The 14,717-nt window shown below is 60.9% G+C and carries 10 protein-coding genes; 5 read left to right on the top strand and 5 right to left on the bottom strand.

The features are described 5' to 3' along the window. Positions 1 to 120: 120 nt before the first annotated feature. From glgB to ACIOMR_RS00950, 3 genes are all read right to left on the bottom strand, one after another. Positions 121 to 2,355 (bottom strand): 1,4-alpha-glucan branching protein GlgB, encoded by a 2,235-nt coding sequence (gene glgB / locus ACIOMR_RS00960; RefSeq protein WP_003207521.1) that lies wholly within the window; start codon positions 2,353 to 2,355, stop codon positions 121 to 123. Beyond that, positions 2,352 to 5,699, bottom strand: coding sequence for a maltose alpha-D-glucosyltransferase (treS, locus tag ACIOMR_RS00955; protein WP_008435160.1), 3,348 nt, complete (start codon positions 5,697 to 5,699; stop codon positions 2,352 to 2,354). Before treS ends, glgB begins: the two co-directional genes overlap by 4 nt. 140 nt (positions 5,700 to 5,839) lie before the next feature. Beyond that, positions 5,840 to 7,837, bottom strand: coding sequence for an alpha-1,4-glucan--maltose-1-phosphate maltosyltransferase (locus tag ACIOMR_RS00950; RefSeq protein ID WP_401191687.1), 1,998 nt, complete (start codon positions 7,835 to 7,837; stop codon positions 5,840 to 5,842). A 559-nt stretch (positions 7,838 to 8,396) separates the two neighbouring features. On the opposite strand from ACIOMR_RS00950, the gene ACIOMR_RS00945 reads away from it, so the two are divergent. After that, the gene (locus tag ACIOMR_RS00945) at positions 8,397 to 9,233 is read left to right on the top strand and encodes a hypothetical protein (protein WP_102368884.1); all 837 of its coding nucleotides are present in this window, start codon (positions 8,397 to 8,399) and stop codon (positions 9,231 to 9,233) included. An 86-nt stretch (positions 9,234 to 9,319) separates the two neighbouring features. On the opposite strand, the gene ACIOMR_RS00940 is transcribed toward ACIOMR_RS00945, so the two are convergent. Further along, complete coding sequence (locus ACIOMR_RS00940; protein WP_087692384.1) at positions 9,320 to 9,814, bottom strand: MgtC/SapB family protein; 495 nt, start codon at positions 9,812 to 9,814, stop codon at positions 9,320 to 9,322. Between the two features lie 120 nt (positions 9,815 to 9,934). On the opposite strand from ACIOMR_RS00940, the gene ACIOMR_RS00935 reads away from it, so the two are divergent. From ACIOMR_RS00935 to ACIOMR_RS00920, 4 genes are all read left to right on the top strand, one after another. After that, on the top strand, positions 9,935 to 10,174 hold the full coding sequence (locus ACIOMR_RS00935; RefSeq protein WP_003207514.1) for a DUF3203 family protein: 240 nt from the start codon (positions 9,935 to 9,937) through the stop codon (positions 10,172 to 10,174). A gap of 184 nt (positions 10,175 to 10,358) precedes the next feature. Continuing rightward, positions 10,359 to 11,774: a cytochrome c oxidase accessory protein CcoG gene (gene ccoG / locus ACIOMR_RS00930; protein WP_177021961.1), complete on the top strand. Its 1,416-nt coding sequence runs from the start codon at positions 10,359 to 10,361 to the stop codon at positions 11,772 to 11,774. A gap of 170 nt (positions 11,775 to 11,944) precedes the next feature. Continuing rightward, positions 11,945 to 13,354, top strand: coding sequence for a GntR family transcriptional regulator MpaR (mapR, locus tag ACIOMR_RS00925; RefSeq protein ID WP_003207510.1), 1,410 nt, complete (start codon positions 11,945 to 11,947; stop codon positions 13,352 to 13,354). 188 nt (positions 13,355 to 13,542) lie between these two features. Continuing rightward, the gene (locus ACIOMR_RS00920) at positions 13,543 to 13,914 is read left to right on the top strand and encodes a hypothetical protein (protein ID WP_043224475.1); all 372 of its coding nucleotides are present in this window, start codon (positions 13,543 to 13,545) and stop codon (positions 13,912 to 13,914) included. A 49-nt stretch (positions 13,915 to 13,963) separates the two neighbouring features. Here the strand turns inward: ACIOMR_RS00920 and ACIOMR_RS00915 are convergent, their stop codons facing one another. Further along, on the bottom strand, positions 13,964 to 14,710 hold the full coding sequence (locus ACIOMR_RS00915; protein WP_003207506.1) for an SDR family oxidoreductase: 747 nt from the start codon (positions 14,708 to 14,710) through the stop codon (positions 13,964 to 13,966). Between the last annotated feature and the right edge of the window lie 7 nt (positions 14,711 to 14,717).

The following is a 14,717-nucleotide window of genomic DNA, read 5'->3' as shown; positions in this document are numbered from 1 at the left end:
CATCCCCACTGTGGGAGCGGGCTTGCTCGCGAATGCAGTGTGTCAGCCAAAAAATCTGGCACTGGTACTGCGCATTCGCGAGCAAGCCCGCTCCCACATGGGGTCTTCATCGGCTGGAAGTCAGGCGTCCGGTCGCAGGATCAGCACACCCAGCGGCGGCAGGTTCAACGACAGCGACAACGGCTGCCCATGCCTGGGCTCCTCCTCCGTAAACGCCCCGCCACCGTTGCCGAAGTTGGAACCGGCATAGGTGTCGGCATCGCTGTTGATCACCTCGCTCCAGCGCCCGGCAAACGGCACGCCGACCTTGTAGGCCTCACGCGGCACCGGCGTGAAGTTGGCCACCACCAGCACCGGCCTGCCATCCTTGCTCCAGCGCAACCAGGCGTAGACGCTGTTGATCGCGTCATCCCCAATCAACCACTGGAAGCCCTGTGGCGCGTCGTCCTGGTCATGCAGCGCCGGCTCTTCGCGGTACAGACGGTTGAGGTCGCCCACCAGTTTCTGCACGCCCCGGTGTTCGGGGTATTGCAGCAGGTACCAGTCCAGTTGCTGATCGTGGTTCCACTCGCGCCATTGGCCGAACTCGCAGCCCATGAACAGCAGCTTCTTGCCCGGGTGCATCCACATGAAGCTCAGGTATGCCCGCAGGTTGGCAAATTTCTGCCAGCGGTCGCCGGGCATCTTGTCGATCAACGAGTGTTTGCCGTGCACCACTTCATCGTGGGAAATCGGCAGGATAAAACGCTCGGACCAGGCATACACCAGGCCGAAACTCAGCTCGTTGTGGTGATGGGCACGGTACACCGGGTCCTGCTGGATGTAATGCAGCGAATCGTGCATCCAGCCCATGTTCCACTTGTAGTTGAAGCCCAGGCCGCCCTGTTGGGTCGGCTGGCTTACGCCCGGCCATGCGGTGGACTCCTCGGCGATCACCAGCGCGCCGGGAGCCTCAAGGGCAACGACATCGTTGAGGTGGCGCAGGAAGTCGATGGCCTCGAGGTTTTCCCGCCCGCCGTGACGGTTGGGTACCCATTCACCGGCCTTGCGCGAATAGTCGCGGTACAGCATCGAGGCCACCGCATCCACCCGCAGGCCATCGATATGGAAATGCTTGAGCCAGTGCAACGCCGACGCCAGCATGAAGCCGTGGACTTCGGTGCGGCCGAGGTTGTAGATCAGGGTGTCCCAATCCTGGTGGAAGCCTTCCAGCGGGTTGGCGTATTCGTACAGCGCGGTGCCGTCGAATTGCGCCAGGCCGTGGGTATCGGTGGGGAAATGCGCCGGCACCCAATCCAGGATCACGCCGATGTCGGCCTGATGGCAGGCGTTGACGAAAAATGCGAAATCCTCCGGCGAGCCGAAACGTGCCGTCGGGGCAAATTGCGACAGCGCCTGATAACCCCATGAGCCGCCGAACGGGTGCTCCATGATCGGCATCAGTTCGATATGGGTGAAGCCCAACTGCTGTACATAAGGGATCAACCGCTCGGTCAGCTCGCGCCAACTGTACTGGCGGGACACCTCGCCGACTTCATCCAGCTCGCACTGCCAGGAACCGGCATGCAACTCGTAGATCGACAAGGGTGCGCTGGGTTTCTGCCGCTCGCTGCGCGATTGCATCCAGTCGTGGTCCTGCCAGTCGACCTGCAGCGGCGAAGCGACCTTGGACGCAGTATCCGGCGGCAACTGCGTGGCCAGGGCCATGGGGTCGGCCTTGAGCGGCAGAATGCCGTGGGCACCGAGGATTTCATACTTGTAGGCCGCGCCGGGTTGCAGGCGCGGGATGAAAATCTCCCACACACCGGACGGATGGCGCAGGCGCATCGGATGACGGCGCCCGTCCCAGATATTGAAGTCGCCCACCACCGAGACACGGCGGGCATTCGGTGCCCATACCGCAAAACGCACGCCCTGGACGCCGTCGACGCTGGTCACTTGTGCCCCGAGGCAACTGCTCAGGTCGCGGTGATTGCCTTCGGCAAACAGGTACAGGTCCATCTCCCCCAGCAGCAGTTGCTGGAAGCTGTAAGGGTCTTCGGTGATCTGTTCGCCACCGGCCCACTGGATCTTCAGCAAGTACGCCTGACGGCTGCCGAAATGCCCGACAAACAAGCCCGGCACCTGGGTCGCATCGAGGCTGCCGATGTGCTCGCCGCTGTCGCGGGCCAGGACCTGGACACTCAGTGCTTCCGGCAGGAAGGCGCGAATGAACTGGCCGCCCTGCTCGTCGTCATGGGGACCCAGGATCGAGAATGGATCATGGTGCTCGGCCCGCACCAGGGCTTCGATATCAGCAGGTTTGGGCATCACACTCAACTTTTCCTGCAGCGGTTCTTTGCTTGTAAAACTCATGACGTCTCCCCACCGCGTGCAGTTTTCGATATTGGTTTCAACCCGCTGAGCAGCCCGTGCAAACCTTGCAACGGCACCGGCAACCAGCTCGGGCGATTCTCTGCTTCGTAGGCCACTTCGTACGCGGCCTTCTCCAGGCTGAACAACGCCAGCGCTGCGTCCTGGCCTTTGGCATCCTGCCAGTCATGGGCCAGTGTAGTCGTGGCAGCGTGATAGGCCTGGATAAATGCCTGCCTGGCCTCATGCAAGTAGCGATCCGCCACACGTTGCCGGGACGCATTGGCCTCGGGCGACTGGTCGACGCCCTGCACATTCACCGCCATGGCCGCCGCGTAATCAAACGAGCGCAGCACCCCGCTCACATCCTTGTACGGGCTGTGTTTGCCGCGACGCTCAGGCAACGGCCGCGCCGGTTCGCCCTCGAAGTCGATGAGGTAGGCATCGCCCTTGACCACCAGTACCTGGCCCAGGTGCAGGTCGCCGTGCACGCGAATGCGCAACCCGCCCACCGTGGCTTTCGCCAGGTCCTGAACGTGACTGGCGATGGCCTTTTTCTGCTCCAGTAAAGCACTGACCAACGCCTGATCGGCAGGGTTCAACTTGGTTTGATGCTGTTTGAGCAACTGCAAGGCGTGGTCGATTTGTGCGCCCACGTGCCTGGCCCAGCCCTGGCTGTCCTTGAGGGTTGTGACCTCGGGCTTGAACGCCTTGTTAGTGGTGGGCGCCGCCAGCACCAGGTGCATCTCGCCCAGGCGCTGGCCGAGCAAGCCGGCGAAATCCGCCAGCTCGCCAAGGGCGTTGTAGTGCTGTTCCTGCTCGGACATGGCTTCGGCCAGTTCGTCGCGAATCGCTCGCTCCAGGTTATTCTGGGTCCAGCCCCACGCGTCGCCCTGGTTGCTCAGGTAACCCTGGGCGATCATCAGCAGGTTGTCCTGGCCATCGGCATCGTGGCGGATCACCGAGCCCAACAGCGGCGAGATATGCTCGTAGCCGGCTTCGGTCAGGTAGGCGCCCATTTCCAGTTCCGGGTGAACCCCGGCGCTGACTTTTCGGATCAGCTTGAGCACCAGGCTGCCGCCCACCACCACGGAACTGTTGGACTGCTCCGCCGCGAGGTAGCGCACTTCCGACTCGTCGTTCAATTCCAGTTTGGCCAACTGCGCCGTGGGCTCGAAGCGAATCTCGCCATCGGTGGAGTCGAGGACGGTTTTGGCCTGCAGGCCTTGGATCACGCCGCGGATATAAGTGTCGAGGCTGAAGGCATCGGTCACCAAACCTACCTGACGCACTCGCCGTACACGGGCAAGCGCGAGTTGTTGCGGCAAGGCGCTGGTGAACTGGTCTTCGCCAAGGAAGCCGAACGGCAGCTGATAGCGGCTGACCTGGCCGGCGCTGGTGACTTCGATTTCACTGAGCAACACAGGATGCTGCGGGTCGCCGAAGCGCACGCCATAAGCGATGTGCACGCTGTCGATTGCCGTATCCTTGCTGGCAAACCAGCGGCGCTTGGGCAGCCACGCCGGCAACGCATTCTGTTCCAGGGTGGTGCGGCACGGTGCTTCGAGCAATTCTTCCATGCGTTTCTTCAGCACCAGGGTGGTGAAGTCCGGGATGCTTTGTGCCGGTTCCACGTGCCAGCTTGGCATCTGGTTTTCCGCCGCCAGCACGAACCAGTAGAAGCCATACGGCGCCAGGGTCAGCAGGAAATTCAGCTGGCCAATCGGTGGGAAGGCATTGCCACCGAGCATCTCCACCGGAACCATGCCGGCAAACGCCGAGAGGTCCAGCTCTGCGGCCTGGGCACTGCGGGACACGTTGGCCACGCACAGGATGATTTCATTCTTGCCATCGGCGCCTGCGTATTCGCGGGTATACGCCAGGATGCGGCGGTTGCTGGGCGAGAGCATTTTCAGGCTGCCGCGACCGAACGCCTTGGACTGTTTACGCACCGCGAGCATGCGCCGCGTCCAGTTCAGCAACGAGTGCGGGTCCTGGGTCTGGGTTTCGACGTTGACCGACTGGTAGCCGTATTGCGGGTCCATGATCGGCGGCAATACCAGGCTGGCCGGGTCGGCGCGGGAGAAGCCGCCGTTGCGGTCGATGGACCATTGCATCGGCGTACGCACGCCGTCGCGGTCACCGAGGTAGATGTTGTCGCCCATGCCGATCTCATCGCCGTAGTACAGGGTCGGCGTGCCCGGCATCGACAACAGCAGGCTGTTGAGCAGCTCGATGCGCCGGCGGTCGCGTTCCATCAGCGGCGCCAGGCGGCGGCGAATCCCCAGGTTGATACGTGCACGGCGGTCGGCAGCGTAATAGTTCCAGAGGTAGTCGCGCTCTTTGTCGGTGACCATTTCCAGGGTCAGTTCATCGTGGTTGCGCAGGAAGATTGCCCATTGGCAATTGGCCGGGATCTCCGGGGTCTGGCGCAGGATGTCGGTGATCGGGAAACGGTCTTCCTGGGCCAGCGCCATGTACATGCGCGGCATCAGCGGGAAGTGGAACGCCATGTGGCACTCGTCGCCGTCGTCGCCCTTTTTGTCCCCGAAGTACAGCTGGGTGTCTTCCGGCCATTGGTTGGCTTCGGCCAGGAGCATGCGGTCGGGGTAGTTGGCGTCGATCTCGGCGCGGATCTGCTTGAGCACGTCGTGGGTTTCGGGGAGGTTTTCGTTGTTGGTGCCGTCGCGCTCGATCAGGTACGGAATGGCGTCCAGGCGCAGGCCGTCGATGCCCATGTCGAGCCAGTAGCGCATCACCGACAGGACGGCTTTCATGACCTGCGGGTTGTCGAAGTTGAGGTCCGGCTGGTGGGAGTAAAAGCGGTGCCAGAAGTATTGGCCGGCGACCGGGTCCCAGGTCCAGTTGGACTTTTCGGTGTCGAGGAAAATGATCCGGGTGCCGTCGTATTTCTGGTCGTCATCGGACCATACATAGAAATCCCGCGCCGCCGAGCCGGGCTTGGCCTTGCGGGCGCGCTGGAACCAGGGGTGCTGGTCGGAGGTGTGGTTGATCACCAGCTCGGTGATCACCCGCAGCCCGCGTTTATGGGCTTCGGCGATAAAGCGCTTGGCATCGGCCATGGTCCCGTAGTCGCTGTGCACACCGCGGTATTCGGCGATGTCGTAGCCATCGTCACGGCGTGGCGAGGGGTAGAACGGTAGTAGCCAGATGGTGTTCACACCAAGGTCGGCGATGTAGTCGAGCTTGGCGATCAGCCCGGGAAAATCACCGATGCCGTCGTTGTTGGAGTCGAAATAGGATTTGACGTGAACCTGATAAATCACCGCGTCTTTGTACCAGAGCGGATCTTTGATAAAGGTGGCAGCCTTGGGTTTCTTCGCCATTGGAAACTCCTGGAAAATTCGTGAGGGCCGCTGATCGTTCCCACGCTCTGCGTGGGAATGCCTGTTGCGACGCTCCGCGTCACGCTTGGGGGACGCAGAGCGTCCGGGGCTGCATTCCCACGCGGAGCGTGGGAACGATCTCAACTTACGGTAATGCGCCAGATGCCGAATGGCTGATGCCACGGTTCGATGCGCATCCACTGGGTCTTGCCGTACCAGGTCCAGCGGTGGCCGGTCATCAGGTCTTCGCCCTGGGTCTGGGCATCGTCCGGCAAGCCCAGCTCCCACAGCGGCAACTCGAAATTGGCCTCCTGGGCGTTGAACGGGTCGAGACTCACGGCCACCAGGATAAAGTTGCTGCCATCCTCGCTGCGTTTGCCGAAGTACAGGATGTTGTCGTTCCACGCGTTGTAGAGTTTGAGCCCCAGGTGCGTCTGCAAGGCCGGGTTCTGCCGGCGGATGCGGTTGAGCTGGGCGATCTCGGCAATGATGTTGCCCGGCGCCGTGAAGTCTCGTGGGCGGATCTCGTACTTCTCCGAGTCCAGGTACTCTTCCTTGCCCGGCACCGGTGTCGCTTCGCACAGTTCAAAACCCGAGTACATGCCCCACAGGCCTGAGCCCATGGTGGCCAACGCGGCGCGGATCAAGAAGCCGGCGCGGCCGGATTCATGCAGGAAGCCGGGGTTGATGTCCGGGGTGTTGACGAAGAAGTTCGGCCGGAAGCACTCGCGCCACGGCGACTCGTTCAGTTCGCTCAGGTACTCGCTCAACTCGGCCTTGGTGTTGCGCCAGGTGAAGTAGGTGTAGCTCTGGGAGTAACCAACCTTGCCCAGGCGCGCCATCATCGCCGGGGTGGTGAAGGCTTCGGCGAGGAAGATCACTTCGGGGTATTTAGAACGCACATCGCTGATCAGCCATTGCCAGAACGGCAGCGGCTTGGTGTGGGGGTTGTCGACGCGAAAGGTCTTCACGCCCTCTTCCACCCAACCGACCACGATGTCGCGCAACTCGACCCACAGGCTGGGAATCGCGTCGGCCGCATAGAAGTCGACGTTGACGATGTCCTGGTATTTCTTCGGCGGGTTCTCGGCGTATTTGATCGTGCCGTCGGGCCGCCAGTTGAACCAGCCCGGATGCTGTTTGAGCCACGGGTGGTCCTGGGAGCACTGGATGGCAAAATCCAGCGCGATTTCCAGTCCATGGTCGGCGGCGGCCTTGACCAGGTTGCGGAAATCCTCACGGGTGCCCAACTGCGAATGGATCGCCTCGTGGCCGCCCTCTTCGCTGCCGATGGCATACGGGCTGCCCGGGTCGTCCGGCCCGGCGGTCAGGGAATTGTTCTTGCCCTTGCGGTGGCTGCGACCGATCGGATGGATCGGCGGGAAGTACAGCACGTCAAAGCCCATGTCGTGGATCATCGACAGCCGTGAGTGCACATCGTTGAATGTGCCATGGCGGGCGGGATCGTCGGTGATCGAGCGGGGAAACAACTCGTACCAGCTGGCAAATTGCGCAGCCTCGCGCTCTACATCAATCGGGTACACCGGGCTGATGCTCAAATAGGCGCGGTGATCGGCCTGGGTCATCAGGTGTGCACTGTCTTCGTGCAGGAACAACGCGACCTGCTCGGTTTCCAGCAAACCGGAGAGTTCGTGGTGCAGCAACATCAAGCGGTCACGCAGCTCATTGTCACTGCGCTCGGCGGCTTGCAAGACCTGACCGCGACCTTCCTGCAACTCCAGGCTGACCGGCACCCCGGCCTCGTGTTTCTTGCTCAGTTCGTAGCGAAAGCTGGCAAACGTGTCGATCCAGGCTTCGATGCAATACTCATGCGGGCCCTGGGCGGTCACGGTGAATGCGCCTTCCCAGCCGTTGTTGCCGACATCGGTCATCACCACGCTGTGCCAGCTTTCTTCACTGCGCGGGCGCCAGCGGATCATCACCGCAAGCTTGTCGTGGCCATCAGCGAACACCTTGCTGGCAACCTGCACGCGCTGGCCAACCACAGCCTTGACGGCGAACTCGCCGCCATCGATCACCGGGGTCGTGCTTTCAATCGCGATCCTTGGCAGCAACAGTGCCTGGGACAGCGGTAATGTGGAGGTTGAATCGTCTTGAGTCAGTGTTTCAGCAGTCATCGAGCATCTCCCCTTAACGCCCAGTGGACGCTCTTGTGCTTGATTCAAATTCTGAAACGACGCCACTCTCCCTGAGCAGGGCCGTCTAGGTTCCGAGCATGCCGACGAGTGAAAAGTTCAGGCGGATATCCCGCCATCGGGCGGGGAATCAAATCCACCACGCGATTGTCCACCGATAGAGCAAAGCACAAAGGAGGCCACACCGATGAATATCCCTATTCCGGCTGAAACGCCTGATCCCAATATAGATAAGCCCACATTACCGCCGACCGAACCCGACCCGGTTCCCGAGCAGGAACCGCCAGGCACACAGCCACCACCGGTGGAGGAACCACCGACGACCATGCCTCCGGTGATTGTCTGAAGAGACCGATCACAGGAAGTAAAAAGCGGAAGCTTCAGGCTTCCGCGTTTACTTGAATCTATAAGCTGCAACTTCATTCACAAAAAATTATAAAGAACTGTCAAAACCGACAGTATCAGCCGAGACGAACGCCGCCCATGATCAAAGTGCGCGACGCGCGAACAACAGAACAATAAAACCTCTCGGAGATACCTCATGAAAAGAACAGCCGCCTACCTGCTGCTTTTCCTTTGCACCTTGACCGCCTGCACCACCGAACCCTCCGGCCCGTTCGATACGGAAATCGCAAGCAAATTAAACAACCGCTACCAGGACACCGCTGCTCAGTGTGCCGATGGCCTGGCCCTGTATCACTGCAATGGGGTGCTTATTCGCGTCACTGACAGCCTCATAGCATCGCCCGGCGAGCTTGAGCGCAATGCCGCCGCATTCTCTTACCTGCGAGCCGACCTGGGTATCAGGAAGCTGTTTGCACGGGACGCTGGCGTAATAATGTCGGCATTGCCCTCCACCGCAGCGGGCCCAATCAGCGTGCGCTGCTCTTTTCCCACCAATGGTGCGACAGGTGACCGCCCGGATGGATGCGGCGAAACTTCCAGGGAGCTGCCAGGCTACCAGCGTGAATGGAGCCGGCACTGCGATGACCAAGGCGTGGTGGATGGCCACACCTGGCTGGCCCACTTCAACAAAGTCAAACCGGCTTATTTTTTTATGTGTGCGTTTCGTGGATCGGTGCAGCAGTTTTCTCTAAGCATCACTGTCAGAAAACTGATGCCGGCAAACTATATTGAAGATTGGAATGAAGTCGTCACCTCAGCCTGGACAGTGTCCGAGATTGATAAAGTCCCCTTCCAGGCTTTCTTCTATAACGCTGCCAACTTGCCAGGAAGAGATGCGGCCAAGAAACTTCAGCGCGAGTATTACGGCTATACGCAGCGCCTGCTTCCGGTGGTTCGTGTTGACTTGCTCGCTCAAGACCAACGCATATTCGCGTATCACAAAGAAGATCAAATCACCATTCCGGTACAGTGATCAATACAGCAGGAGCGTGAAGTTGCACACGCCTCGATATCACGCTGTCAGCCCATTCACGCGCGACCTGATGAAACATACGGCGACTAATTCTTTTCCAATAGCCTGACGATTCTTGGCATCACACTGAACACCGCCAAGGCCAACAACGTGCTGAGTACCGCCGTGGATTCCCGCCCCATCCCCGCCGCCACCCCAATGGCGGCGGTCATCCACAAGCCGGCGGCGGTGGTCAGGCCTTTGACGTGCTGACCCTCCTCGTCTTCCTTGCCCTTTAGGATGGTGCCGGCGCCAAGAAAGCCGATACCCGCGATCACGCCCTGCAGCACACGGCTCATGGCGTCTGCCTGGGAGCCGGACATGCTCGGCACCAACACGAACAGCGCGGCGCCCAGGGCCACGAGCATGTGGGTGCGTACCCCGGCGGCCTTGCCTTTCTGTTCGCGCTCGTAACCCAGGATCCCGCCCAATATCGCCGCAATCAGCAGCCGAACGGTGATTTGCGTGAGTTGCCGGGCATCGCCGATATCGGCAAATTCCGCTTGCAGGGTTACCCAGACTTCATGCCACCAGGCGTCCATGGACGTTTCCTTGTTGGGGGTCGATAGAACATGGACAGCATCGACCGTCAGTCAGTTGCGCAGAACCATTGCCTGCGCATCCCACCCTAATCAGTAATAGCCCACAAAAAGGAGATCGATATGCCCGTACGTATCGAAGGTCAGCAATGTTTCTTCACCGTCGATGTGGACGGCCACGAGAAACAACTGGAAGCCACCCATGTCACGGTCGAAACCGACAGCGAGAAATCCATGTCGTTCGTGAAGCTGAACGGTGACCGCACCTATATCACCGAAGCCGAAGCCGACGCATTGACCGTAGCGGGTGCCAAAGACGGCCGTAAGCACTTGAAAGCTACCGACGGTGATTCGGTGATTTGATTGACCTGGATCAGCCCCGCCTCAAAAGCGCTGCACCCCGCGCACCACCGGGTGCAGCACATTGTCGCAGGCATGCGCGGGCGGCCCATCTGATCCGCTTTTTATCGCCATACCTGAGTCTGTTATGCAAACAGAGCGCCGGTCATAGTTCATCTGCCTGATGGAGGCTGATGAGCGAAAGACCATGAGCGATAGAATCCCCGTCCGAACCGTAGAAGTGTTTGAGCCTGCACATCCAAAGAAGATGAAGGCCAAATCCAGCGACAACCTGATTCACACCCGCAGTTTTACCGGCCTGTTCCGTACCTTGCGCGTGGCAGGCGCAGGCTTTCTGTTCCTGGCATTTTTCGGCACCGTGTGGCTGAACTGGGGCGGACGGCAGGCGGTGTTATGGGACCTGGCTGAAAGCAAATTCCACATCTTCGGTGCCACGTTCTGGCCCCAGGATTTCATCCTGCTGTCGGCGCTGTTGATCATCTGCGCGTTCGGCCTGTTCGCCATCACCGTATTCGCAGGGCGTGTGTGGTGTGGCTATACCTGCCCGCAAAGCTCGTTTACCTGGTTGTTCATGTGGTGCGAAAAGGTCACTGAAGGCGAGCGAAACCAACGCATCAAGCTGCAAGCTGCGCCCTGGAGCCTGGACAAGCTGGCGCGGCGCTCGGCCAAGCACACGCTGTGGCTGGGGATCAGCGTGCTGACCGGGCTGACATTTGTCGGCTACTTCACGCCGATCCGGCCGCTGGCCGAGGAGCTGCTGACCTGGCAGATGGGCGGCGTAAGCCTGTTCTGGGTGCTGTTCTTTACCGGCGCCACCTACATCAACGCCGGCTGGCTGCGTGAAGCGGTGTGCATGCACATGTGCCCGTATGCGCGGTTCCAGAGTGTGATGTTCGACAAGGACACCCTGACCATTTCCTACGACGTAGCCCGCGGCGAGAACCGTGGCCCGCGCAAACGAGACGTGCAACCGGCGGACGTCGGCCTGGGTGATTGCATCGACTGCCAGCTGTGCGTGCAGGTATGCCCCACCGGCATCGACATCCGTGACGGCCTGCAAATGGAATGCATCGGCTGCGCCGCGTGTATCGATGCCTGTGATTCGATCATGGATAAAATGGGCTATGCCCGCGGCCTGGTCAGCTACACCTCGGAGCATCAGTTGCAAGGTGGCAAGACCCATCTGCTCAGGCCACGCCTGATCGGCTACAGTGCCGTGCTGCTGGTGATGATCGGCGCGCTGGTGGTGGCGCTGGTGGAACGCCCGATGGTGTCGCTGGACGTGACCAAGGACCGGGGGATGTTCCGCGAGAACAGTGACGGCTTCATCGAGAACATCTACAGCCTCAAGGTCATCAACAAGACCCAGCAGCGCCAGGATTACCGCCTGGAGCTGATGGACGGCGACGGCTTCCAGCTGCAGGGCAAGACCGAGATCAGCCTGGCACCAGGTGAGATTACCGATGTGCCGGTGTCGGTGGCGATGACCGCAGAGAAGCCCGCCAGCAGTTCGCAGACGATCCGCTTCAAGGTCTCGGACGTGGATGAGCCGTGGATTTACAGCGCGGCGGACAGCCGGTTTGTGGCGCCATTGAATCGCTGAGCCCAGCTTTCAGCAACACTGGAGATCAAAATGTGGGAGCGGGCTTGCTCGCGAAAGCGGTGTGCCAGTCAATGGATACATCAACTGAAAGATTGCTTTCGCGAGCAAGCCCGCTCCCACCGTTTGATCTGTGTTCAATCAGCAAAATCTGTTCAAAGCACTGAGCCCCAATGAAACGCTACGAAAAATTCGCCGACGACATCGCAGAACTGATCCGCTCCGGCGTGCTCGGGCCCGGCCAGCGCGTGCCTTCGGTGCGTTATGCCAGCCAGACCTACGGTGTCAGCCCGTCCACGGTGTTCCAGGCGTACTACCTGCTGGAGCGACGCGGGCTGATCCGCGCCCGGCCGCGCTCCGGGTACTTCGTCAACACCCATGCGCCCAGCCCGTTTTCCGAGCCGGTGGTGAGTGCCCATGTGCACGAGTCCACCGAGGTGGACGTCAGCGAATTGGTGTTCTCGGTGCTCGATTCCATCAAGGACCCGCAAACCGTGCCCTTCGGCTCGGCCTTCCCCAGCCCGACGCTGTTCCCGCTGCAACGCCTGGCCCGTTCCCTGGCCAGCGCCAGCCGGGAAATGGACCCGCGCATGGTGGTCACCGACATGTCGCCGGGCAACCCGCAACTGCGCCGGCAAATTGCCTTGCGCTACATGGTGGGCGGGCTGATGCTGCCCATGGAAGAACTGTTGATCACCAACGGCGCCCTTGAAGCACTGAACCTGTGCCTGCAAGCCGTGACCGAGCCGGGCGACCTGGTGGCCATCGAAGCACCGGCGTTCTACGCCAGCCTGCAAATCCTCGAGCGCCTGAAACTCAAGGCGGTGGAAATCCCCGTACACCCACGCGATGGCATCGACCTCAAGGTGCTGGCGCAAAGCCTGGAGCGCTACCCGATCAAGGCCTGCTGGTGCATGACCAGTTTCCAGAACCCGATGGGCGCAACCATGCCCGAGGCCCGGAAACAGGAACTGGTGGAGTTACTGCGCAGCCACCAGGTGCCGCTGATCGAAGACGACGTGTACGCCGAGTTGTACTACGGTCAACAGGCGCCCAAACCGGCGAAGGCGTTCGACACCGAAGGCCTGGTGATGCATTGCGGCTCGTTCGCCAAGAGCCTGGCTCCGGGCTACCGCATCGGCTGGGTCGCCGCCGGACGTTATGCGCAGAAGATCGAGCGGCTGAAATTGATGACGTCGCTGTGTGCCTCGATGCCCGCCCAGGCGGCGATTGCCGATTACCTGCAACACGGCGGGTACGACCGGCATCTGCGTAAATTGCGTTACGCGCTGGAAGAACAGCAAAGCGCCATGCTCGCCGCCATCGCGCGCTATTTCCCGGCGCAGACACGGGTCAGCCAGCCTGCCGGCGGGTACTTCCTGTGGCTGGAATTGCCGGAGCAGACCGACTCGTTGAAGTTGTTCCAGATGGCGCTGGCCCAGGGCATCAGCATCGCACCGGGACCGATCTTCTCGCCGACACAGCGCTTCAGGAACTGCATTCGCTTGAACTACGGCAGCCCGTGGGATGAGTCGTGTGAGAAGGCGATGGAGACGCTGGGGAAGATTGTGCGGTCGTTTTAACCTACGGATGGGAACCGTAGCCGGGCTAAGAACCACACAGGAGTGCGCTATTTCTTACGATAGAAAGAGCGCATTCACTTGGTTCACATCAGAGATGCCTTATGACTATTTCTTCAGCTGCCGGCCTGCGACCCCTTCCCGTTCCTCCCCACTATATGCGTGCCGCAGAGCAGCAACAGGTGCGCGAAATGACAGGCGCTACCGGGCGCCCCGCGGGAGATCATCGATCAAGTAACCAGATTACCGAACAAAGCCCTGTGCTGAAGAACTTCCTGGATAACCGCGACCACTACGAAGTGAGCGATGACCTGAAGCGCCAGGTGGGTGACTGGAGCGCGGCCAACCAAGACCCGGACTCTCGCGCCGACGCCACCTACAACCTGGATAAGGTACTGCGATTTATCGACAACGTGGACGATCTCAAATTAAGCGCCAGCCATAGCCGCAACGGTGTCCTGGACGGTTTTTCGAATCACGGCTACGCCATTCATCCAGACTCGGAGGCCAGCCTGCTCAAGGCGTTTTCCCTCAGGGGCTATGAAGCGCTGCGCGGCGCCTGATACCTGGGCTGTGGCGAGCGGCGTGCCCCTCACCACAGGCGGTACAAAACTAACGACCGCCCGCCAGGTCAAGAAAGGTTCCCGTCGCATAGGACGCCTTGTCCGAGAGCAGCCAGATAATCCCTTCCGCGACTTCCTCTGCACGCCCGCCACGGGCCATGGGGATGCCCGGCTCAAGCTTGCTGACCCGATCCGGGTCGCCGCTCAGGGCGTGGAAGTCGGTGAAAATAAGCCCGGGACGCACGCCATTGACCCGGATCCCCTCGCCCGCCACTTCCTTGGAGAGCCCGAGAGTGAAGGTATCCAGCGCGCCCTTGGACGCGGCGTAATCCACATATTCCCCCGGCGAGCCCAACCGCGCGGCGGCCGATGAAACGTTGACGATGCTGCCGCCCTGCCCGCCATGCTTGGGCGACATGCGCAGCAGCGCATGCTTGGCACACAGGATCGGCCCCAACACATTGGTCCTGAGGGTCTTCAGGATGCGGAACTCGGACATCTCATCGACCCGCGACTTGTGCCCGACGGTACCTGCGTTGTTGACCAGTGCCGTCACCCGGCCCAGTTCGGTATCGACCCGGTGGAACAGGCCAATCACTTCGTCTTCAATGCTGACATCAGCCCGCACGGCAATCGCCTGGGCGCCGAGGGCACGCACTTGCTCAAGTACGCGGTGGGCGGCGTCTTCATCGGCCTGGTAATTGATACAGATGCGATAGCCCTGGGCGGCGGCCAGCAGCGCCGTGGCGGCGCCGATCCCACGACTGCCACCGGTGATGACGACGACTTTGTCCATGTGTAAG

The sequence above is a fragment of the Pseudomonas sp. NPDC087814 genome (assembly GCF_044742865.1).
GTDB lineage: Bacteria > Pseudomonadota > Gammaproteobacteria > Pseudomonadales > Pseudomonadaceae > Aquipseudomonas.
This window is presented reverse-complemented; position numbering and strand designations above follow the sequence as displayed.

Coding starts and splice junctions, on each gene's coding strand:
- glgB (WP_003207521.1), bottom strand. CDS start 2,355: ATGAGTTTTACAAGCAAAGAACCGCTGCAGGAAAAGTTGAGTGTGATG.
- treS (WP_008435160.1), bottom strand. CDS start 5,699: ATGGCGAAGAAACCCAAGGCTGCCACCTTTATCAAAGATCCGCTCTGG.
- ACIOMR_RS00950 (WP_401191687.1), bottom strand. CDS start 7,837: ATGACTGCTGAAACACTGACTCAAGACGATTCAACCTCCACATTACCG.
- ACIOMR_RS00945 (WP_102368884.1), top strand. CDS start 8,397: ATGAAAAGAACAGCCGCCTACCTGCTGCTTTTCCTTTGCACCTTGACC.
- ACIOMR_RS00940 (WP_087692384.1), bottom strand. CDS start 9,814: ATGGACGCCTGGTGGCATGAAGTCTGGGTAACCCTGCAAGCGGAATTT.
- ACIOMR_RS00935 (WP_003207514.1), top strand. CDS start 9,935: ATGCCCGTACGTATCGAAGGTCAGCAATGTTTCTTCACCGTCGATGTG.
- ccoG (WP_177021961.1), top strand. CDS start 10,359: ATGAGCGATAGAATCCCCGTCCGAACCGTAGAAGTGTTTGAGCCTGCA.
- mapR (WP_003207510.1), top strand. CDS start 11,945: ATGAAACGCTACGAAAAATTCGCCGACGACATCGCAGAACTGATCCGC.
- ACIOMR_RS00920 (WP_043224475.1), top strand. CDS start 13,543: ATGACAGGCGCTACCGGGCGCCCCGCGGGAGATCATCGATCAAGTAAC.
- ACIOMR_RS00915 (WP_003207506.1), bottom strand. CDS start 14,710: ATGGACAAAGTCGTCGTCATCACCGGTGGCAGTCGTGGGATCGGCGCC.